21 protein-coding genes are annotated in these 21252 nt (G+C 70.5%); 19 read left to right on the top strand and 2 right to left on the bottom strand.

The annotated features are described in order from the left end of the window. Positions 1 to 169: 169 nt before the first annotated feature. Positions 170 to 1114 (top strand): choline ABC transporter substrate-binding protein, encoded by a 945-nt coding sequence (choX, locus tag FJM51_RS08425; protein ID WP_140453686.1) that lies wholly within the window; start codon positions 170 to 172, stop codon positions 1112 to 1114. On the opposite strand, the gene FJM51_RS08420 is transcribed toward choX, so the two are convergent. Beyond that, positions 1096 to 2073: a GlxA family transcriptional regulator gene (locus FJM51_RS08420; RefSeq protein ID WP_140453685.1), complete on the bottom strand. Its 978-nt coding sequence runs from the start codon at positions 2071 to 2073 to the stop codon at positions 1096 to 1098. The genes choX and FJM51_RS08420 overlap by 19 nt on opposite strands. Before the next feature lie 103 nt (positions 2074 to 2176). Between FJM51_RS08420 and FJM51_RS24095 the strand changes: the two genes are divergently transcribed. From FJM51_RS24095 to FJM51_RS08365, 12 genes are all read left to right on the top strand, one after another. Next, positions 2177 to 3082: a beta-keto acid cleavage family enzyme gene (locus FJM51_RS24095; protein ID WP_210240229.1), complete on the top strand. Its 906-nt coding sequence runs from the start codon at positions 2177 to 2179 to the stop codon at positions 3080 to 3082. Beyond that, the gene (locus FJM51_RS08415) at positions 3079 to 4575 is read left to right on the top strand and encodes a carnitine 3-dehydrogenase (protein WP_233713049.1); all 1497 of its coding nucleotides are present in this window, start codon (positions 3079 to 3081) and stop codon (positions 4573 to 4575) included. Before FJM51_RS24095 ends, FJM51_RS08415 begins: the two co-directional genes overlap by 4 nt. 147 nt (positions 4576 to 4722) lie before the next feature. Further along, positions 4723 to 5769: a flavodoxin family protein gene (locus FJM51_RS08410; RefSeq protein WP_140453683.1), complete on the top strand. Its 1047-nt coding sequence runs from the start codon at positions 4723 to 4725 to the stop codon at positions 5767 to 5769. 146 nt (positions 5770 to 5915) lie between these two features. Beyond that, positions 5916 to 7064: a mandelate racemase family protein gene (locus FJM51_RS08405; protein ID WP_140453682.1), complete on the top strand. Its 1149-nt coding sequence runs from the start codon at positions 5916 to 5918 to the stop codon at positions 7062 to 7064. Positions 7065 to 7089: 25 nt separating this feature from the next. Further along, positions 7090 to 8034, top strand: a complete 945-nt coding sequence (kdgD, locus tag FJM51_RS08400) for a 5-dehydro-4-deoxyglucarate dehydratase (protein WP_140453681.1) — start codon at positions 7090 to 7092, stop codon at positions 8032 to 8034. Positions 8035 to 8290: 256 nt separating this feature from the next. Beyond that, on the top strand, positions 8291 to 9892 hold the full coding sequence (locus FJM51_RS08395; RefSeq protein WP_140453680.1) for an ABC transporter substrate-binding protein: 1602 nt from the start codon (positions 8291 to 8293) through the stop codon (positions 9890 to 9892). 19 nt (positions 9893 to 9911) lie between these two features. Continuing rightward, positions 9912 to 10946 carry an ABC transporter permease gene (locus FJM51_RS08390; protein ID WP_140453679.1) on the top strand — a complete coding sequence of 345 codons (1035 nt, stop codon included), beginning with the start codon at positions 9912 to 9914 and terminating at the stop codon, positions 10944 to 10946. After that, positions 10943 to 11854, top strand: coding sequence for an ABC transporter permease (locus FJM51_RS08385; protein ID WP_140453678.1), 912 nt, complete (start codon positions 10943 to 10945; stop codon positions 11852 to 11854). The genes FJM51_RS08390 and FJM51_RS08385 overlap by 4 nt, the downstream gene beginning before the upstream one ends. After that, positions 11854 to 12705, top strand: coding sequence for an ABC transporter ATP-binding protein (locus FJM51_RS08380; protein WP_140453677.1), 852 nt, complete (start codon positions 11854 to 11856; stop codon positions 12703 to 12705). The genes FJM51_RS08385 and FJM51_RS08380 overlap by 1 nt, the downstream gene beginning before the upstream one ends. Continuing rightward, the gene (locus tag FJM51_RS08375; RefSeq protein ID WP_140453676.1) at positions 12702 to 13460 is read left to right on the top strand and encodes an ABC transporter ATP-binding protein; all 759 of its coding nucleotides are present in this window, start codon (positions 12702 to 12704) and stop codon (positions 13458 to 13460) included. Before FJM51_RS08380 ends, FJM51_RS08375 begins: the two co-directional genes overlap by 4 nt. Positions 13461 to 13470: 10 nt before the next feature. Continuing rightward, positions 13471 to 14178: a FadR/GntR family transcriptional regulator gene (locus FJM51_RS08370; RefSeq protein WP_140453675.1), complete on the top strand. Its 708-nt coding sequence runs from the start codon at positions 13471 to 13473 to the stop codon at positions 14176 to 14178. A gap of 3 nt (positions 14179 to 14181) precedes the next feature. Next, on the top strand, positions 14182 to 15234 hold the full coding sequence (locus FJM51_RS08365; protein WP_140453674.1) for a dienelactone hydrolase family protein: 1053 nt from the start codon (positions 14182 to 14184) through the stop codon (positions 15232 to 15234). 33 nt (positions 15235 to 15267) lie between these two features. On the opposite strand, the gene FJM51_RS08360 is transcribed toward FJM51_RS08365, so the two are convergent. Then, positions 15268 to 16644: an aminotransferase-like domain-containing protein gene (locus FJM51_RS08360; RefSeq protein WP_140453673.1), complete on the bottom strand. Its 1377-nt coding sequence runs from the start codon at positions 16642 to 16644 to the stop codon at positions 15268 to 15270. 249 nt (positions 16645 to 16893) lie between these two features. On the opposite strand from FJM51_RS08360, the gene FJM51_RS08355 reads away from it, so the two are divergent. Genes FJM51_RS08355 through FJM51_RS08330 form a run of 6 tightly spaced genes read left to right on the top strand, consistent with a single transcriptional unit; the run spans position 16894 to position 21245 of the window. Continuing rightward, on the top strand, positions 16894 to 17376 hold the full coding sequence (locus tag FJM51_RS08355) for an MSMEG_0572/Sll0783 family nitrogen starvation response protein (protein ID WP_140453672.1): 483 nt from the start codon (positions 16894 to 16896) through the stop codon (positions 17374 to 17376). A 53-nt stretch (positions 17377 to 17429) separates the two neighbouring features. Next, positions 17430 to 18407 carry a Nit6803 family nitrilase gene (locus FJM51_RS08350; RefSeq protein ID WP_140453671.1) on the top strand — a complete coding sequence of 326 codons (978 nt, stop codon included), beginning with the start codon at positions 17430 to 17432 and terminating at the stop codon, positions 18405 to 18407. Further along, positions 18400 to 19497 carry an MSMEG_0568 family radical SAM protein gene (locus tag FJM51_RS08345; RefSeq protein ID WP_140453670.1) on the top strand — a complete coding sequence of 366 codons (1098 nt, stop codon included), beginning with the start codon at positions 18400 to 18402 and terminating at the stop codon, positions 19495 to 19497. Before FJM51_RS08350 ends, FJM51_RS08345 begins: the two co-directional genes overlap by 8 nt. After that, a complete protein-coding gene (locus FJM51_RS08340) occupies positions 19494 to 20012 on the top strand; it encodes an MSMEG_0567/Sll0786 family nitrogen starvation N-acetyltransferase (protein ID WP_140453669.1) in 519 nt (172 codons plus the stop codon). The genes FJM51_RS08345 and FJM51_RS08340 overlap by 4 nt, the downstream gene beginning before the upstream one ends. Further along, positions 20009 to 20977, top strand: coding sequence for a sll0787 family AIR synthase-like protein (locus tag FJM51_RS08335; protein ID WP_140453668.1), 969 nt, complete (start codon positions 20009 to 20011; stop codon positions 20975 to 20977). Before FJM51_RS08340 ends, FJM51_RS08335 begins: the two co-directional genes overlap by 4 nt. Beyond that, positions 20970 to 21245 carry an MSMEG_0570 family nitrogen starvation response protein gene (locus tag FJM51_RS08330; RefSeq protein WP_140453667.1) on the top strand — a complete coding sequence of 92 codons (276 nt, stop codon included), beginning with the start codon at positions 20970 to 20972 and terminating at the stop codon, positions 21243 to 21245. The genes FJM51_RS08335 and FJM51_RS08330 overlap by 8 nt, the downstream gene beginning before the upstream one ends. Positions 21246 to 21252 lie beyond the last annotated feature (7 nt).

Here is a 21252-nt window from a genome sequence, read left to right as displayed (position 1 = left end):
GTCAAGCGGCTTCGCTTCCCCGCGATCCCACCCGGCGAACCGCGGCCACGTCGCCGGGCACCGCCCCCCCGGGCTGCGGCATTCATCAAGGGAGCGTCGGAAATCGCAAAGGGTCCGGCGCGATCCGTCGTATCCTCGCCCGTGTCTGGTCAGGAGAGAGGAAGCCACGATGACGTCTCGCGTATTCGCCGCCGGCCTGGTCGCCGCGCTTCTCGCGGGCGTCGCGCCGCTCGCCGCCGCGGAACCCGAATCCTGCGCCTCGCCGCGATTCTCCGACGTGGGCTGGACCGACATCTCGGCCACGACCGCCGTCGCGGGGCGGATCCTGACGAGCCTCGGCTACGAGCCGCGGATCGACATCCTCTCGGTCGCCGTGACCTACGAGGCGTTGCCGCGCGGCGACGTGGATATCTTCCTCGGCAACTGGATGCCGTTGCAGGAACCGACGCAGAAGCCGCTGGTCGACGCGGGCAGGATCGACGTGGTCCGCGCCAATCTCGAAGGGGCGCTCATCGGCCTCGCGGTACCGAAAGCCGCGTATGACGCCGGTCTCCGGACCTACGCCGACATCGCGAAGTTCGGCGACGCGGTCGACCACAGGATCTACGGCATCGAGGCCGGCTCCAGCGCGAATGCCACCATTCTCGACATGATCAAGGCCGACAAGTTCGGCCTGAAGGACTTCACGCTGGTCGAGTCGAGCGAGCAGGCGATGCTCGCGCAGGTCAAGCGCGCCGCGCGGTCGGAGAAGCCGATCGTCTTCTTCGGCTGGCGGCCGCATCCGATGAACGTCAATATCGAGATGGACTATCTGACCGAGGGCGACGACGTCTTCGGTCCGGACGACGGCGCGGCGCGCGTGCTGACCAACACCCGCCCCGGCTATCTGGCGGACTGCCCCAACGTGGGAAGGTTCCTCTCCAACCTCGTCTTCTCCGTCGAGGCCGAGGACCTGATGATGAGCTACATCCTCGATGACGGGATGACCGCGGACGCCGCCGCGGAGAAGTGGCTGAGGGACAATCCCGCCGCTCTCGATGCCTGGCTCGACGGTGTGACGACGCGTGAAGGCGCGCCCGGTGTGCCGGCGGCGCGTCAGGCGCTCGGGCTCTGAGACGCCCGGCGCGCCGCGGAGGGCGGCAGGCCGTATTCCCGGCGAAAGGCGCGTGACAGCGCCGCGATCGAGGAAAAGCCCGCGCGCTCGGCGATCTCGGCCATCGGAAGCCGGGTGTCGAGCACCAGCCTGCGCGCGGCCTTGAGGCGGAGCGCGAGGTAATAGGCGCCGGGCGAGGCGCCGACCGCGGTCCGGAACAGGGTCTCGAGCCTCCGGCTCGAGACCCCCGCGTGTCTGGCGATCGCGGTGATCGGGAGCGGCTGGTCGAGGTGGTTCTCCATCGCGCGGATCGCCGCGGCCACCCGGGGCTCGCGATCCCGGAGCCGCCCGAGCGAGACCAGCGGCTGCGCCGCGCTCGCCGCCTGGGTCTCGTCGTAGACATAGAGGCTCGCCACGTCGAGCGCGGTGGAGAATCCCTGCCGCGCCCGGATCAGCGCCAGCATCAGGTCGAGCGCGGGGCTCGCCCCGCCCGCCGTGATGACCGGCCCGTCGATCACGAAACGGTCGGGCCGCGCGTCGGCGAGCGGAAAGCGCGCGGCGAAATCCTCCAGATCCTCCCAGTGCGTCGTCGCCGCGCGTCCGTCGAGCAGCCCGGCGAGGCCGAGCACCCAGGCGCCCGCCTCGATCCCCGCCGTCATCGCCGCGTGCCGCGCGCCCATCCGCGTGGCCGCCAGCACCCCCCGGGTCGCATGGGCGAAGACGTTGAACGCGGCGAGCACGACGAGGAGATCCCGGCGCCGCGCCGGCTCGAACCGCCCCGCCACCGGGATCGGCAGGCCGCAGGTGGTCACCGGCGGTTCCCCGTCGAGCGAGACGGTCTCCCAGCGGTAGAGATCGCGCCCCGCGACCCGGTTCGCCGCGCGCATCGGATCGAGCGTGGAGGCGAGCGTCATCAGCGAACTGTCGGGAAAGACGAGCAGCGTGATGGCAAGCGGCTCGTCCGACGGTGCAAACAGCATCGCATTCGCCTTCGATCAACACGGCTTCGCTCCAAGCCAAATGCCTCCCGCCGCGCCGCGTCAAGGTCGCAGCCGGAACCGCAGCCGCGCCGGGGATCATGCCATGCCGCTTCAGCCGAACCGAGACGTCTTCATCACCTGCGCCGTGACCGGCTCGGGCGACACCACCTCGCGCTCCGACAAGGTGCCGGTCACCCCCGCCGAGATCGCCGCCGCCGCCGTCGAGGCCGCCCGGGCGGGCGCGGCCATCGCGCATATCCATGTCCGCGATCCCGAGACCGGCAAGGGCGCGCGCGACCCGAAGCTCTATCGCGAGGTCGTGGAGCGGATCCGCGATTCCGGCGTCGACATGGTCCTGAACCTGACCGCCGGCATGGGCGGCGATCTCGTGCTCGGCTCCACCGAGGCGCCGCTTCCGGTCGATCCCGCCGGGACCGACATGGTCGGCGCCGAGGAGCGACTCGTCCACGTCGCCGAGCTCCTGCCCGAGATCTGCACGCTCGACTGCGGCACGATGAACTTCGGCGAGGGCGACTATGTGATGACCAACACGCCCGCGATGCTCAGGGCGATGGCGCGGCGGATCCAGGCGCTCGGCGTCCGGCCCGAGATCGAGGTCTTCGACACCGGCCACCTGCTGCTCGCGAAATGGCTGAGGGCGCAGGGCGTGATCGACGATCCGGTGATGGTGCAGCTCTGCATGGGCATTCCCTGGGGCGCGCCGGACGACATCGGCACCCTGAAGGCGATCGTGGACCAGATGCCGGAGGGCTGGACCTATTCCGCCTTCTCGATCGGCCGCAACCAGCTCCCCTACGCCGCGCTCGCGGTGCTCGCCGGCGGCAACATCCGCGTCGGGCTCGAGGACAACATCTGGCTCGACACGGGCGTGCTCGCGACCAACGGCGCGCTGGTGGAACGCGCGGCCTCGATCGTGACCGCGATGGGCTGCCGCCTGCTCGGACCGGACGAGGTCCGCGCAAAGCTCCGGCTGGAGCGCCGGTGGTGAGCGCGCGCGTGGAAACCGGCGGGATCGGCAAGGCCGCCTGCGTCGGCGGCGGCGTGATCGGCGCGGGATGGGTCGCGCGGCTGCTGCTCTCGGGATGGGACGTGGCCGTCTACGATCCCGGGCCGGAGGCGGAGCGGGTCGTGGGAGAGGTTCTCGCCAACGCCGAGCGCGCCCATGCCGCGCTCTTCGACGCGCCTCTGCCCCCGAAGGGCAGGCTCACCTTCGCCGCGAGCCTCGAGGCGGCGGTGGCGGGCGCCGATTTCATCCAGGAGAGCGTGCCGGAGCGGATCGATCTCAAACGCCGCGTGCTCCAGGCCATCGACGCCGCCGCCCCCGCCGAGGCGCTGATCGGCAGTTCGACCTCCGGCCTGCTGCCGAGCGACCTTCAGGAGGGCATGACACGGCCCGGCCGCCTCGTCGTCGCGCATCCGTTCAATCCGGTCTACCTGCTGCCGCTCGTCGAGATCGTCGCGGGCAAGGCGACGGCGCCCGAGGCGGTGGAGCGCGCGAAGGCGCTCTACGCGGCGCTCGGCATGAAGCCGGTGGTCATCCGCCGCGAGATCGAGGCCTTCGTGGGCGACCGCCTGCTCGAGGCGCTCTGGCGCGAGGCGCTCTGGCTCGTGAACGACGACGTCGCGAGCGTCGGCGAGATCGACGACATCATCCGCTATTCCTTCGGCCTGAGATGGGCGCAGATGGGCCTGTTCCAGACCTATCGGATCGCCGGGGGCGAGGCGGGAATGCGGCACTTCCTCGCCCAGTTCGGCCCGGCGCTGAAATGGCCTTGGACGCATCTGACCGATGTGCCGGATCTCGACGAGGCACTCGTCGAGAAGATCGGCAGGCAGTCGGACGCGCAGACCGGCGATCTTACGCTGCGCGAACTGGAACGGATCCGCGACGACAATCTGGTCGCGACGATCCGCGCCCTCGCGGCGCGGCGTGGCGGCGCGGGCTGGGGCGCCGGCGCGCTCCTGCGCGATCAGGAGGAACGGCTGCGGTCGGCGGCGCGCGGGGCGAACGAGCCCGCCGAGCCGCCCCGGATGCTGGACGGAACCGTCCCGCCGGAATGGATCGACTACAACGGCCACATGACCGAGCACCGCTATCTACAGGTCTTCGGAGACACGACCGACGCGCTCCTCGCGAAGATCGGCGCGGGGCCGGATTACGTCGCGACGGGGCACAGCTACTACACCGTCGAATCCCACATCATGCATCTCGGGGAGATGAAGCGGGGCGAGCGGTTCCACTCGACGACCCGCATCCTCGCGAGCGACGAGAAGCGGATCCGCCTCTTCCATCGCCTCCACCGCGCCGATGGCGCGCTGGTGGCCACGGCGGAGCAGATGCTGCTGCATGTCGATGCGAAGGCCGGCCGCGCCTGCCCGGCCTCCGACGGGATACGCGCGGCCCTCGACGCGCTTGCGCGGGCGCACGCGGGCCTTCCCTGGCCCGCGGAAGCCGGGAGGTTCGTCGGCGAACGCCGCTAGCCTCCGGCCCCGCCCGGACGCGCCGGGCCGCGGCGATTGGATCGCGATCGCCGTGGCCGCGTTGAAACGCGACGACGAACGGATGGCGAGGACGAAATGGCGAAATGCGGCGAACGCGAGGGACCGGTTCCACGCCCCCGCGAGGGAATGCCGACACCCCGGCTCGACGAGGAGACCTTCAAGGCGCGGTACCGCGGGCGCTTCACCGATCCGGCCTTCGACGCGCTGTCGGTCGAGATCGACCGGATCGCGGAGGTGGCCTGGCAGGCCTATCGCGACGGTCGCAAGGCCCCCCGGACCCGGCGCGCCGGGGAGGCCTTCGCCGATCCCGACCACGAGCTCTCCACCGACTGGCTGGCCGCGCGCGAGGCCATCGCGCGGGCGCGGGCGCGTCATGACGGGGCCCAGAGGCCGCGGGCGCTCGTCATCAACGCGTCGCCCCGGAGCGAGCACACCTGCCCCGGCGAAATGTCGAAGAGCTGGCGGCTCGCCGGACTCGCCGAAACCGCCCTCGCCTCGCAGGGCATCGACGTGGACATCCTCGACCTCTCGCGCCTGACCTCCGAATACGGCCGGGAAATCCATCCGTGCAAGGCCTGCTTCTCCACCGCCGCGCCGCTCTGCCACTGGCCGTGCTCCTGCTATCCCAACCACTCGCTCGGCCAGGCGCATGACTGGATGAACGAGATCTATCCGCTCTGGGTCGGCGCCCACGGGATCATGATCATCACGCCGGTCCACTGGTATCAGGTCAGTTCGCCGCTGAAGCTCATGATCGACCGGCTCGTCTGCGCGGACGGTGGCAATCCCGATCCGACCCTGACCCATGGCAAGGACGCCCTGCGCGCGAAGACGATCGAGCTCGGCGGATGGGACTACCCGCGGCATCTCGCGGGACGCCTCTATTCCGTCGTGGTCCACGGCGATGTGGAGGGGGCGGAGAATGTCCGGCGCGCGCTCTCGGACTGGCTGGCGTTCATGGGGCTGACCTCGGCCGGGTCGCGCGCCGAACTCGACCGCTACATCGGCTACTGGGATCCCTACGCGACCAGCCACGAGGCGCTCGACAAGGACGAAGCCATTCGGGGGGAGGTCGCGAACGCGGCGCTCTCGCTGGCCGAGGCGCTTCACGCGCGGCGGGCCGGCCGCCTCGCCCCCGTCGGCGCGGGCCTGGAGGAACCGAGGCGGAAGTGACGCCCGCCGTCGCCACCCGGCGCGGCGGCGGAGGTCTCCAGCGCTGTCGGCGCCGAAGCGCGTGGAGGCGAGAGCACCAGTTGACACGCCGCAGCCAACTTGTATGATGACATATAACTTATGAATCACCCGCGGGGGAGGCGTGAATGCGGATCGAAGATGTCTCGGTCAGGGTCTTCCGGACCACGACGAAGAGGCACGCCGACAGCGCGGGACATGCGCATCCGGGGCCGGCGCATCAGGTGCGCATGGGGGTGCTCACCGTACGGACCGAAACGGGCGAGGAGGGGCATTGCTTCGCACCTCCGGAGGTGATCCGGCCGCATGTGATCGAGAAGTTCGTCAAGGCGGTGCTGATCGGCGCCAACCCCTTCGACCGCGAGAAGCTCTGGCAGGAGCTCGCCCACTGGCAGCGCGGCAGCGCGATGCAGCTCACGGACCGGGCGCTCGCGATCGTCGATTGCGCGCTCTGGGATCTCGCAGGCCGGGCGCTGAACCAGCCGGCGCACAAGCTGATCGGCGCCTATCGCGACAAGGTGCCGGCCTATGGCTCGATCATGTGCGGCGACGAGCTCGAAGGCGGGCTCGCGACGCCGGAGGATTACGGGCGGTTCGCCGAGAAGCTGGTGGCGCGCGGCTACAAGGGGATCAAGCTGCACACCTGGATGCCGCCGGTCTCCTGGGCGCCGGACGTAAGGATGGACCTTAAGGCCTGCGCGGCGGTGCGCGAGGCGGTCGGGCCGGACATCCACCTGATGATCGACGCCTTCCACTGGTATTCGCGCACCGAGGCGCTGGAACTCGGCCGCGGGCTCGAGAAACTCGGTTTCGCCTGGATCGAGGAACCGCTCGACGAGCAGAGCATGTCGACCTACGCCTGGCTCGCGGAGAACCTCGACATTCCGGTGCTCGGCCCGGAAAGCGCGCCGGGCAAGCATTTCACCCGCGCCGAATGGATCAAGGCCGGGGCCTGCGACATCCTTCGGACCGGCGTGCATGACGTCGGCGGCATCACGCCCGCGCTCAAGACCATGCGGCTCGCCGAATGCTTCGGGATGAACTGCGAGGTGCACGGCAACGGCGCGGAGAACCTGATCGTCACCGCCGTCTCGAAGAACTGCCGCTGGTACGAGCGGGGGCTGCTGCACCCGTTCCTCGAGTACGACGACGGGTTCGACTACCTCAACGCGCTCGCCGATCCGATGGACGAGGACGGCTTCGTCCACCTCTCCGACCGGCCCGGGCTCGGCCTCGACATCAACTTCGACTTCATCGATGCCAATCTCTGCTATTGAGCCAGTTTTCCCCAGAGGATTGACAATGAACAAGATTCTCCGCCCGGTCGCCCAGGCCTACACCCCCGAGGAACTCAAGCAGGTGCTTTCCTCCGGGCTCATGTCCTTCCCGATCACCGATTTCGACGCGGCCGGCGACTTCGCCGAGGCGCCGTATCGCGAGCGGCTCGAATGGCTGATGCCCTATGGCGCGACGGTGCTCTTCGCCGCGGGCGGCACCGGCGAGGGCTTCTCGCTGACGCCGGCCGAACAGGCCCGGGTGGTGCGCGCCGCGGTCGAGACCTGCGGCTCCGATACGCCGATCATCGCCGGGGCGGGCTATGGCACGCGGCTCGCGATCGAGATGACCCGGGCCGCCGAGGCGGCGGGCGCGGCGGGGGTGCTGCTGATGCCGCACTATCTGACCGAGGCGAACCAGAAGGGCCTCGCCGCGCATGTCGAGGCGGTCTGCAAGGCGACCTCGATCGGCGTGATCGTCTACAACCGCAACGTCTGCCGGCTGAGCGCGGAGACGGTCGCGGAGCTCGCGGAGCGAAATCCGAACCTGATCGGCTTCAAGGACGGCGTCGGCGACATCGAGGGCGTGATGGCGGTGCGCTCGAAGCTCGGCGACCGGCTGAGCTACCTCGGCGGGCTGCCGACGGCGGAGGTCTATGCCGAGGCCTATAACGCGGCCGGCTTCCCGGTCTATTCCTCGGCGGTGTTCAACTTCATCCCGAAGACGGCGATGGACTTCTACGCCGCGGTCCGGAGCGGCGACACGGCGACTACCGGCCGGCTGCTGCGCGATTTCTTCATGCCCTATCTCGCGATCCGCAACCGCTCGCAGGGTTACGCGGTCTCGATCATCAAGGCGGGCGCGCGGATCGTCGGGCGCCCGGCCGGGCCGGTCAGGCCGCCGCTGACCGACCTGACCGAGGCGGAGGAAGCCGATCTCGCGGCGCTGATCGCGACGCTGGGGCCGCAGTAATCACCCTCCCGGTGGCGGCGCGCGACCGTCTCCGGGGCCAAAATCGGCCGAAATATGCATATGCATATTTGACGGAAGTCCCGGAACAGCCCGGAAAGGGCGGTAATATGCATATGCATATTCGACGCCGCCGGGCGAATAAGGACGCGCGTTCCGGAGGGGCAAGCGGAGAAACCTTGCCCATCCCGATAAGACATCATACAAGTTGAAGCAAAGTCGACGTTCCACGATCGACACGACTCGGAGGAATATCCCAATGCTCGCATCCCTTCGCGGCCTGACCCTCGCGGCGCTGCTCGGATCGGCGGCGCTGCCCGCGCTCGCCGAGACGCCGAAGGACCAGCTCGTCGTCGGCTTCTCGATGACCAATGTGCTGACGCTCGACCCCGCGGCGATCACCGGCCGCGAGCCGGTGCAGATCCTCGCCAATGTCTACGACAACCTCGTCACGCTCGACGCGAAGGACCGGGCGAAGGTCAATCCCGATCTCGCGGAAAGCTGGGCGATCGCGCCCGACAACAAGAGCATCACCTTCCACCTGCGCGACGACGCGGTCTTCGCCTCCGGCAATCCGGTGACGGCGCAGGATGTGGTCTGGTCGCTGAACCGGCTGATGACGCTCAACCTCGCCCAGGCCTCGTTCCTCAAGACCCACGGCTTCACCAAGGAGAACGCGGGCGCGAGCTTCACCGCGCCGGACGAGAGGACGGTGGTCGTCACGCTGCCGAAGCCGGTCGATCCGAAGGTGATCGTGCAGACGCTCGGCATCGTCGGGCCGGGCTCGGTGCTCGATTCGAAGCTGGTGATGGAGAACGAGAAGGACGGCGACCTGGGCGCCGACTGGCTCAACACCCATTCCGCCGGATCGGGCAAGTTCACCTTCGACGGCTGGAAGGCGAACGACCGGGTGATCCTGACCCGCAACGGCGACTACTGGGGCGAGCCCTCCGCGATGAAGCGCGTCATCATGCGCCACATCCCGGAATCGCAGAACCAGCGGCTGATGCTCGAGAAGGGCGACATCGACATCGGCTTCTCGCTCGCGGGTCCCGATCTGAAGGCGCTCTCGGCCGAGGAGGGCGTCGAGGTGATCTCGCAGCCGGGCAGCGGCTTCTACTATCTCGCCGTCAGCATGAAGGACGAGCGGCTGGCCAAGCCGAAGGTGCGCGAGGCGCTGCGCTATCTCATCGACTACGACGGGATCAACGCGGCGATCATGCCCTATTACGGGCAGGCGCATCAGCGGCCCATCGCCTCGGGCGTGATCGGCGCGATGCCGGATCCGGGCTACACGCTCGACGTCGACCGCGCCAAGACGCTGCTGAGCGAGGCGGGCTATCCGGACGGCTTCAAGGTGACGCTGCGCGCGCTCGCCGACGCGCCCTTCATGAGCACCGCGACCGCGATCCAGGCGACGCTGAAACAGGCCGGGATCGACGCCGAGATCATCTCCGGCTCGGGCGAGCAGATCTATGGCGCGATGCGGGAGCGGAATTTCGAGCTTCTGGTCGGCCGCGGCGGCGGCGGGCAGTTGCCGCATCCGGACTCGAACCTGCGCGCGATCATCTACAACCCCGACAACTCGGACGCGGCCAAGCTCACCAATTTCCAGGGCTGGCGGACCTCGTTCTACGACCCCGAGATCAACGCCGCGATCGACGCGGCGCTGATCGAGAGCGACGCCGACAAGCAGGTCGCGATGTATCACGACATCCAGGGGCGGATCGCGACGGTGGTGCCGTCGATCCAGCCCTTCGCCGAGGTGCTCGACTCGGTCGCCTACCGCGCCGATCTCGAGAACTTCACGCTGAACCCGTCCTGGGGCACCGACCTCGGCGCGATCACCAAGGACCGCTGAGCGGACAGGGGGGAGCACGATGCGACTGGCCTTGTCACCGACTTCCGGGCGTCTGGCGGGTTTCGCCCGGCAGGCGGGAACGATCCTCGTCACGCTGCTCGGTCTGCTCGCGCTCACCTTCGCGATCGGCCGGCTGATGCCGGTCGATCCGGTGCGCGCGATGGTCGGCGAGGAAGCCGATCAGGCGACCTATGAACAGGTCTATCACGAGCTCGGCATGGACCAGCCGGTCTATGTCCAGTTCGCCGACTACCTCGGCCAGATCGCGCGGGGCGACTTCGGCACTTCGCTCAGGACCGGCCAGCCGGTGATCGAGGACATCGCGCGCGTGATGCCGGCGACGATCGAGCTCGCGACCTTCGCGATCCTGATCGGCGCCGGGCTCGGGGTCCCGCTCGGCGTGCTCGCGGCGGCGCGGAAGAACCGGCCGACCGACCACCTCGTGCGGGTCGCGACCCTGCTCGGCCATTCGATGCCGATCTTCTGGACCGGCATGATCGGGCTCATCCTGTTCTACGCCAGGCTCGACTGGGTCGGCGGCGGCGGGCGGGTCTCGGACTTCTACGACGGGATGGTGGAACCCCGGACCGGGTTCCTGCTGATCGATTCGGCGCTCTCGGGCGACTGGGACGTGTTCGGGGACGCGCTCAACCACCTGATCCTGCCGGCCTCGATCCTCGGGCTCGCCTCGCTCGCCTACATCACCCGGATGACGCGGAGCTTCATGCTCGACCAGCTGAACCAGGAATACATCACCACCGCGCGGGTGAAGGGGCTGAGCCAGACGCGCACGATCTGGGGCCATGCCTTCGCCAACATCCGCGTCCAGCTCGTCACCATCGTGGCGCTCGCCTATGGCGGGCTGCTCGAAGGCGCGGTGCTGATCGAGACGGTGTTCTCCTGGCCGGGCTTCGGCTCCTACATGACCAACAACATGCTGACCGGCGACATGAACGCGGTGATGACCTGCGTGCTCATCGTCGGCGTGATCTTCATCGCGCTGAACCTGCTCTCCGACCTGCTCTACAGGGTCTTCGATCCGAGGACACGATGACAGCCATTCCGATGCACTCCTCCGCCCCGCCCCGCCGTCTCGCGGGCCTGCGCTCCGGCGCCGACTACCTCGGGACCGTGCTGCGCCATCTCGCGGGCAACCCGTCCTCGGCCTTCGGGCTCGTCGTGATCCTCGCGCTGATCGTGATGGCGGCCTTCGCGCCCTTGATCGCGACGGCGGACCCCTACGCGCAGGATCTCGGCGCGGCGCTCCAGCCGCCGAGCTGGGCGCATTTCTTCGGCACCGACGAGGTCGGGCGGGACGTGTTCAGCCGGCTGGTCTATGGCGCGCGGATCACGCTCACGATCATCGCGCTCGTGGGCGTGATCGTCGGGCCGATCGGGCTCGCGGTGGGGACGGTCGCGGGGTATTTCGGCGGCTGGTTCGACACGGCGCTGATGCGGATCACCGACATCTTCCTGTCCTTCCCCGGGCTCATCCTGTCGCTCGCCTTCGTGGCGGCGCTCGGGGCGGGGCTCGAGAATGCGATCGTCGCGATCGCGCTCACCTCCTGGCCGCCGATCGCGCGGCTGGCGCGGGCCGAGACGCTGACGCTGCGCGGGGCGGACTATGTCTCGGCGGCGAAGATGCAGGGGGCGTCGGCGGCGCGGATCATCTGGAAGCAGATCGTGCCGATGTGCCTGCCCTCGGTGCTGACGCGGCTCACGCTCTCGCTCGCGACCGTGATCCTGACCGCGGCGGGGCTGGGGTTCCTGGGCCTGGGCGCGCAGCCGCCGTTGCCGGAATGGGGGGCGATGATCGCGATCGGGCGGCGCTACATGCTGGAGAGCTGGTGGCTGGTGGCGTTCCCGGGCGGGGCGATCCTCTGCGTCAGCCTCGCCTTCAACCTGATCGGCGACGGGCTTCGCGACGCGCTCGATCCCAAGCAGCGGAAGGGGCGGCACTGATGGACCGGTTGATGACGGTGGAGGGGCTGCGCGTCACCTACGGGCGCGGGGCCTCGGCCAACCCGGCGGTGCGGGGCGTGTCCTTCGCGCTGGGGCGGGAGCGGCTCGGGATCGTCGGCGAGAGCGGGTCGGGGAAATCGACGATCGGCCGGGCGCTGCTGAGGCTGCTGCCGGGCGCGACGATCGAGGCCGGGCGGATGGAGTTCATGGGGACCGATCTGCTGAAGGCCTCCGAGCGGCGGATGCTCGACATAAGGGGCGCGCGGATCTCGATGATCCTGCAGGATCCGAAATTCTCGCTCAATCCGGTCAAGCGCGTCGGCGACCAGATCGCGGAGGCCTATGCCGTGCATCATCGCGGCGCCAAGCGGGAGGCGCGGGAGAAGGCGCTCGAGATGCTCGAGGCGGTCGAGATCCGCGATCCCGAACGGGTCTACGAGCTCTATCCGCACGAGATCTCCGGCGGCATGGGCCAGCGTGTGATGATCGCGATGATGCTGGTGCCCGAACCGGAGGTGGTGATCGCGGACGAGCCGACCTCGGCGCTCGACGTGACGGTGCGGATGAAGGTGCTCGGCATCCTCGACGACCTGGTGCGCCGGCGCGGGCTCGGGCTCATCATGATCTCGCACGACCTGAACCTCGTCCGGAACTTCTGCGACCGCGTGCTCATCATGTACGCGGGCCAGGTGGTCGAGGCGCTGCCCGCGGCCGAACTGGGCCGGGCGCGGCATCCCTATACCCGCGGCCTTCTCGCCGCGCAGCCGAGGATCGGCGGCGACCGCAGGCCGCTGCCGGTGCTGCGACGGGAGGAAGGCTGGAAGCAACCGATGGCGGAGGCGAGCGCATGAGCGACATAACGATCGAAGGGCTGACCATCCGGCTCGGCCTCGGCGCGCAGGCGCGGCGCATCCTCGACGATGTGAGCTTCAAGGTGCGCTCCGGCGAGAGCTTCGGGTTGGTCGGCGAATCCGGCTCGGGCAAGTCCACGATCCTGAAATGCATCGGCCTCCTGCTCACCACCTGGGAGGGCCGGATCGAGATCGGCGGGCAGCCGGTGCGCGAGGCGAAGCGCAAGGCGCGGTGCCGCGACGTGCAGATGGTGTTCCAGGATCCCTACGGTTCGCTGCATCCGCGGCACTCGATCCGGACGACGCTGGCCGAGCCGCTCAGGATCCACGGGCTCGACCGCGAGGCGGAGCGGATGGAGCGGGCGATGGTGGACGTGGGCCTGCCGGTCGATTTCCTCGACCGCTATCCGCACGAGCTCTCGGGCGGGCAGCGGCAGCGCGTCGCCATCGCACGGGCGCTGGTGCTCGAGCCCTCGGTGCTGCTCCTGGACGAGCCGACCTCGGCGCTCGACGTCTCGGTGCAGGCGGAAGTGCTGAACCTGCTCGCGAAGCTCCGGGCGGAGCGCGGCCTCACCTATCTGCTGGTCAGCCACGACCTTGCCGTGGTCGACCACATGTGCGACCAGTTCGCGATCATGCTGCAGGGGCGGATCGTCGAGATCCTCGACCGGGCGGCGATCCCGGGCAACGCGGCGGCTCACCCCTATTCGCGCGAGCTCATCGGCGCGAGCCTCGCCTACGAGCGGGCGGCGTAAGGAGATGGACATGGCCCGGCCACGGCAGTCGCTGACCTCGCAACTCGTCGAGTCGATGACCGACCGCATCCAGGCCGGCGCCTATCCGAAGGGCACCCAGCTCCCGACCGAGAAGGAGCTGATCGAGGAATTCGGCGTCAGCCGGACCGTGGTGCGCGAGGCGATCGCGAACCTCAAGGCGAGCGGCCTCGTCGCGACCCGGCAGGGCAAGGGCGCCTTCGTGCTCGACGAGGGGGTGCGGGCCTTCCGGATCTCCGAGGAGAACCTCTCCGTGGTCAGCGAGGTGCTGGAGGCGCTGGAACTTCGCATCGCCATCGAATCCGAGGCCGCCGCGCTCGCCGCGCGGCGGCGCTCGCCCGAGGAATTGCGGCGGATCACGGAGGCCTGCGCGGCGATGGACGCGGCCATCGAGGCGGGCGAGGCGACGGTCGATCTCGACATCGCCTTCCACCGCGCCATCGCCCAGGCGACCGGCAACCGGCATTTCCTCGGCCTCTTCAACTACCTCGGAGAAGTTCTCGTGCCACGCGCGCGGGTTCCGGCGCACCAGTACGACGCCAAGACCCTCCGGGACTACCTGCGCAAGATCAGCGACGAGCACAAGCAGATCGTCGCGGCGATCGAGGCCGGCGACAGCGACGCGGCGCGCGCCGCGCTCCGGATGCATCTCGGCGGCAGCCGCGACCGGCTCGCGCAGGCGGCGAAGAGCCGGGGCTGAACCGTGACGATCGACGCCGACAACATGCCGGACTTCCTCGCCGGCATGGCGGCGGAGCCGCGCTTCTCGCATGGGTTCGGGAACTGGCGCGGCGATTTCGAGGGCTGGCGCGCGGCGGGCCGGGATCTGCTTCGCCGCGGGGTCGGACCGGCGCTCGACGGCGAGGCGGTGGCGGAGGAGATCGGCCGCTCGGACGCTGGCGGGGTCACCCGCCTGCGGCTGCGGCTGCGCTTTCCGACCGGGGCGCGGAGCGAGGCGCTGATGCTGCTCCCCTCGGGCGCGGGGCCGCGTCCGGCGGTCCTGCTCCAGCATGACCACGGCTCGGAATTCGCGATCGGCAAGGAGAAGATGATCGCGCCCTGGGACGATCCGGAGCGCGCCGGGGTCGCCCGCGAATGGCAGGAGCGGCTCTATGGCGGGGTGGCGCTCGGGCAGGCGCTGGCGGCGCGCGGCTTCGTGGTGATCGCGGCGGACGCGCTCGGCTGGGGGTCGCGCGTCGGCAACGGCTATGCGGCGCAACAGGCGCTCGCCTGCAACCTGATGCAGTTCGGCCTGACCCTCGCCGGAATCATCGCGGCGGAGGACGCGCAGCTTGCCCGCTGGCTCGCCCGGCACCCGGCGGTGGACCGGACCTGTGTCTCGGTGCTCGGCTTCTCCTTCGGCGGTTTCCGCGCCTGGCAGGCGATGGCGCTCGAGCCCGCGATCCGCGCCGGTGTCGCGGCGGGCTGGATGGCGCGGCTCGCGGATCTGATGGTGCCGGGCGGCAACCAGACCCGGGGCCAGTCCGCCTTCACGATGCTGCACCCGGGTCTCGGCGGCCGGCTCGATTATCCCGACGTCGCCGGGCTCGCGGCGCCCCGGCGGCTCCGGCTCGTCTCCGGGGCGGAGGACCGCCATGTCCCCGAAGCGGCCGCGCGCCAGGCCTTCGGCGATCTCGCCCGGATCTGGGCGGCGGCGGGCGCGCCCCGCGCGCTCGAAACGGAGATCGCCCCCGGGGGCCATGTCTTCACGGCCGAGCAGCAGGCGCGGGCCATCGCCTTCCTGGCGCGGAACTGAGGCGCCTGAGGAAGGGGCCGGGCCCCGCGGGGCTCAACCGAGCCAGGCCTGCCCCGAGAGCGTATTCGCCATGAAGAGGAGCCCGTCGCGCAGGCGGTCGCGGGAGATGGCGCCGCCGAGGCAGACCCGGAGGTATTCGCCCGGCGGGCCGGCGACGGTGAAGGCGTCCGACGGCATGAGGCCGATGTCGCGGCCCGCCATCCGGCCCATCAGTTCCGCCCGCCCCGCGCCCTCGGGCAGGCGGAGCCAGAGGTTGAAGGCGGCGCGGTCGCCTTCGTAGCTCAGGCCCGTGAGGATCTCGGCGGCCAGAGCCTGCCGCGCGGCGGTCTCGGCGCGGATGAAGCGCCGGATCCGGTCGGCCGTGCCGTCCTCGATCCAGCGGGTGGCGAGCGCGGCGGTGACGGCGGAGGGCATCACCGCCAGCGTGCGGATCGACTGGCCGAGGAGATAGGCGGCGCGGCTGTCGGGCGCGATCGTATAGGCGAGGCGGAGCCCGGCGCCGATGCATTTCGCGAGACCGCCGATGTGCCAGGTCAGCGCCGGCGCCAGGGTCGCGATCGGGGCGGGCGGGCTCGGCGGGATGAAGCCGTAGGCGTCGTCCTCGATCAGCGGCAGGCCGTGCCGGAGGAGGACGGCTGCGATCTCGGTCCGCCGCTCGGCCGGAATCGTGGCGGTGGTCGGGTTGCGCAGCGTCGGATTCAGATAGAGCGCCTTCGGGGCGCGCTCGCGGATCGCCGCCTCCAGCGCGTCCGGGAGGATGCCCGCGGCATCCTCGGGGAGACCGACGAGATCGAGCCGCAGCTTCGCCGCGATCGAGCGCAGGCCGGGATAGGTCACGCTTTCCGACAGCACCGCGTCGCCCGGGCCCGCCAGCGCCGACAGGATGGCGCTCATGGCGACATGGGCGCCGGGGGTGATGGCGATCCGGTCGAGGTTCGGCACCATGCCCCGCTGCGAGAGCCAGGAGAGAGCGGCGGCCCGGTCCTGCTCCGCGCCGGTCGGAGACTGGTAGCGCAGGAGCGGCACGAGATTGGCCGAGATGGCGGCGAGCCCCTCGCGCATCGCGGCGAGGAGTTCGGGGTCGGCCGGCTCGGGGGGCAGGTTCATCGCCAGATCCTGCTCGCGGGCGCGGCGCGGGTCGGCGGCGGGAACCGGCGCGGGAGCCGCCTCGGCGCGCACGAAGGTGCCCCGCCCGACATGGCTCTCGACGAGGCCGCGGGACCGGGCCTCGGAATAGGCGCGCGACACGGTCGTGAAGTCGAGGCCGAGCCGCTCCGCGAGCCTACGTTGCGGCGGCAGGCGGCCCCCGGGGGCGAGGATGCCCGAGCGGATGTCGCGCGCGATGGCGTCGGCGATCTCTACATAGCGGGGCTGGCCGTTCTGGGCGAGCTCCGGTGACCAGGTCAGCATGGGCGGCTCCGGCATATTGAGGCGCATTGTATGCATCATGATTCGCGCCATGTGCAAGCCCCTCGGCGAGATGCCACGGTTTTTTCGTGCCTCTTGAGGCGGCAATGCCGAGTTAGAACGCTCATTCGGGCGGCAGAGAGACGCCTCGGCGCGGCTTTATTGTATGTATAATTGATTCGGATATTGATCGGATCGGCGCCGCGCCCACATGCTTTCCCCGTCGCAACACACGCATCAGGGAAATCGCACATGCCCCAGGTCACCGCCGCCGCCCACAAGCCGGGCGACTTCTTCGTCGATTACGAGAGCAAGGTCTTCGAGGACGTGAAGGCCGAGCCCGGCCAGAAGGCGCTCGTCACCTTCCATACCGTCGCCTTCGAGGGCTCGATCGGCCTCGTGAACCTCCTGAATGCCATCCGGCTCCAGAAGAAGGGCTTCGAGACCTCGATCCTTCTCTACGGCCCCGGCGTCACCCTCGGCGTGCAGCGCGGCTTTCCGACGCTCGGCGACGAGGCGTTCCCCGGCCACCAGAACTTCAATAGGAACCTCGAGCGCTTCATGAAGGATGGCGGCCGGGTCTATGCCTGCCGCTTCGCGCTCCAGGCACTCTACGGCCATGGCGAGCCGTCGCTCATTCCCGGCATCACCCCGATCGCGCCGCAGGACGTCCTCGACTGCGTGCTGCTCCACAAGCGCGCCGACGCCGTCGTCATCGACACCTGGACCGTCTGACGCCGCCCGCCCGGGCCCCGTGCCCGGGCTCCCCCCCGATCAGGAGCAAGCCCATGCAGAAGCCAGTGGTCCGCGCCGCCGCCGTGCAGATCGCCCCCGACCTCGCCTCGCGCGCCGGAACCATGGAGCGGGTGCTGAACGCGGTCGCGGAAGCCGCCGACAAGGGGGCGGAATTCATCGTCTTCCCGGAGACCTTCGTCCCCTTCTACCCGTATTTCTCCTTCGTCCTGCCCCCGGTCCAGCAGGGGCCGGAGCATCTGAGGCTCTATCAGGAGGCGGTCAGCGTACCCTCCGCGGAGACCCGCGCGGTCGCGGAGGCGGCGCGCAGACGCGGCGCGGTGATCGTGCTCGGCGTCAACGAGCGCGACGGCGGCTCGCTCTACAACACGCAGCTGATCTTCGACGCGGACGGTACCCTGAGGCTGAGGCGGCGCAAGATCACGCCGACCTATCACGAGCGGATGATCTGGGGGCAGGGCGACGGCGCGGGGCTGAAGGTGGTGGAGACCGCCGTCGGCCGGGTCGGCGCGCTCGCCTGCTGGGAGCATTACAACCCGCTCGCGCGCTACGCGCTGATGGCGCAGCGCGAGGAGATCCACGCGAGCCATTTCCCCGGCAGCCTCGTCGGGCCGATCTTCGGCGAGCAGATCGAGGTGACGATGCGCCACCACGCGCTCGAATCGGGCTGTTTCGTCGTGAACGCGACCGGCTGGCTCTCGGAGGAGCAGGTCGCGTCGATCCATCCGGACCCGGCCCTGCGGAAGGGGCTCCGCGACGGATGCATGACCTGCATCGTCTCGCCGGAGGGGAGGCATCTGGCGCCGCCGCTGACCGAGGGGGAGGGGATGGTGATCGCCGACCTCGACATGAAGCTCATCACCAAGCGCAAGCGGATGATGGATTCGGTCGGGCATTACGCCCGGCCCGAGCTGCTGCGCCTCGTCCACGACACCCGCCCCGCCGTGCCGCGCGAGGAATACGCGCCCGCGCCGGTCGAGGCCCAGCCCGAGGAGATCGAGACCGATGCCTGACGCCGATCTGATCAACGAGCTCCAGACCCGGGGGGCGCGCCTCGTCGATCCCCACGCCGGCCACGCGAGCCGCCGGGGCGGCGCGGGGCCGTCCGACCACAAGGCGCTGACGCTCGGGGACCGCACGGTGATGGTCCCGGTCCATACCCCGCCCGCCTTCGAGAGCCCCTACGTGATCGAGGCGCCCGAGGGCGGCGCGGCGCGGGTGCTGCGCGAGGGGCGCGAGGTCGGGCGGGTGAGCTTTCCGGGCCGGCCCCGGTTCTACGACCTGACGACGGCGGAGGGGATTCCCTACAGCCAGATCGCGGTGCTGCATTCGCGCGACGTGCTGGCGACGACCGTGCTCCAGACCTGCGTCCGCTACGAGAGCCGGAAGAGGACCTGCCAGTTCTGCGCCATCGGCCAGAGCCTCGCCGCGGGGCGGACCATCGCGCGCAAGACCCCGGCGCAGCTCGCGGAGGTCGCCAAGGCGGCGGTGGCGCTCGACGGGGTGAAGCATATGGTGCTGACGACCGGCACGCCGCGCGGCGCCGACCGGGGCGCGGCGGTGCTCGCCGAGAGCGCGGCGGCGATCAAGGCGGCGGTCGCGCTGCCGATCCAGGCGCAGTGCGAGCCGCCTGAGGACGATGCCTGGCACGGGCGGATGCGCGCGGCCGGGGTGGACGCGCTCGGCATGCATCTCGAGGCGGTGACGCCCGAGGTGCGGGCGCGGATCATGCCGGGGAAGGCCAGCGTGCCGCTCGCGAAGTATTTCGCGAGTTTCGAGGCGGCGGTGCGCGTCTTCGGCCGGGGGCAGGTCTCGACCTACATCCTCGCCGGGCTCGGCGACACGCCGGAAGCGATCCTCGCGACCTCGGAACGGCTGGTGGCGCTTGGTGTCTATCCCTTCGTCGTCCCCTTCGTGCCGATCTCGGGCACGCCGCTCGAAAGCCATCCGGCCCCCTCCTCCGCCTTCATGGCCGCGATCCTGGAGCCGCTGTCGCGGATGATCGTCGCCGGTGGCCTCGGCTCCGAGGACATCAAGGCGGGTTGCGGCAGATGCGGCGCCTGCTCCGCCCTCGCCACCTACGAGCGGCTTAGCCCGAGATGAGCGGCGCCGAACTCCTCACCCGCGACTTCGCCGTGCGCGCCGCCCGGGGCGCGGAAATGGAGGCCGCCTTCGCGCTCCGCCGCGCGGTCTTCGTCGCCGAGCAGGGCGTCTTCGCCCGGGACGACCGCGACGCGGTCGACGCCGTGGCGCTCCCGCTCGTCGCCCTCGCCGGCGCCCGCGTGGTCGGCACGGTGCGCATACACGAGGCCGGGCCCGGCGTATGGTGGGGTTCCCGCCTCGCCGTCGCGGCCGATCACCGCCGGGTCGGGCGGCTCGGCGCCGAACTCATCCGCCTCGCGGTCGGAACCGCCCGGGCGCGCGGGGCCACGAGCTTCCACGCCCATGTCCAGCGCCGGAACGCGGCTCTCTTCCGCCGGCTCCACTGGCACATCGAGGGCGAGGCGGAACTGCACGGGCGCCCGCATCTCAGCATGTCGGCGAGCCTCGCGCATTACGCGCCGGTCCCCGACCCCGCCACGGGCTGGCGCCTGGCCGCGCCCGGAGGCGGAGCATGACTCCCGGCGAACTGGCGGCGGCGCTCGCCGCGCATCCGTCGATCCGGGGCAAGCTCGACATCGCGACGGCGACGCGGGGCCTCGGCCTCGGCGCGGCGAGCGAGGGCCGCCCGGGCGACGACGCCGCCGCCCTGCCCCGGCCCGGAGGAGGTTTCGACCTCTTCGCGGCGGAGGCCTTCATCCCGGCCTTCGTCGCCGACGATCCGTGGTTCGCCGGCTGGTGCGGGGTGATGGTGAACCTCTCGGACATCGCCGCCATGGGCGGGCGCGCCACCGCGCTCACCGACATGATCTGGGCGCCCGACGCGGCCAGCGCCGCGCCGGTGCTCGCCGGCCTGCGGGCGGCGGCGGCGGCCTACGGCGTGCCGATCGTCGGCGGACATACCAATCTCCGCGCGCCCGGCCTCAATCTCTCCGTCGCCGTCACGGGGCTTGCCGGCCGGCTCATCTCCGGATCCGGCGCGCGGCCGGGCGACCTGCTCATCGCCGCCATCGACCACCGGGGCGGCTGGCGCCCGCGGTTCGACAACTGGTTCGCCGCCGAAGCCGCGCCCGAACGTCTGCGCGGCGACCTCGCCCTCCTGCCCGCGCTCGCCGAGGAGCACCTCGTCGACGCCGGCAAGGACATCAGCCAGGGCGGCATCGCCGGCACCGCGCTCATGCTCGCCGAAAGCTCCGGCGTCGGCTTCGACATCGACCTCGCCGCGATCCCGCGGCCACCGGGGGCGCCGCTCGAACGCTGGCTCCGCGCCTTCCCGAGCTACGGCTTCCTGCTCTCCATCCGCCCCGAGTCGGCCTCCGCTACCCTCGCCCGCTTCCGCGCCCGCGACATCCGGGCCGCCGTCATCGGCCGCGCCACGGCCTCCTCCCGCGTCGATTTCGTGGGAGAGGGCGCGCACGCGCTCTTCTGGGACTGGCGCGCCAGCCCCTATCTCGCCCTGGCTCCGGAGGACGCCCATGCCTGAGGTCCGTTTCACCGTCCGCTGGCCCGATGGCACCGAGGAGACCTGCTATTCGCCCTCGACCGCCATCGCCCGCCACCTCGAGGCGGGCGCGCGCTACCAGCTTGCCGACTTCCTCGCCCGCGCCCGCGCCGGGCTCCGCGAAGGCTCGCGCCGCGTGGAGGCGAAATACGGTTTCGCCTGTTCCAGCGCCCTCGATCAGCTCGCGCGGATCGAAGCCCGCGCCGCCCGCTTCGACCGGGGCGACGTTCTCTGCCTCTCCCTCTCCTGAAAGGTCA

This window comes from Amaricoccus solimangrovi, assembly GCF_006385685.1.
Lineage (GTDB): Bacteria > Pseudomonadota > Alphaproteobacteria > Rhodobacterales > Rhodobacteraceae > Amaricoccus > Amaricoccus solimangrovi.
Note: the sequence above shows the minus strand (reverse complement) of the source record. Positions and strands in the feature narration are given on the sequence as shown.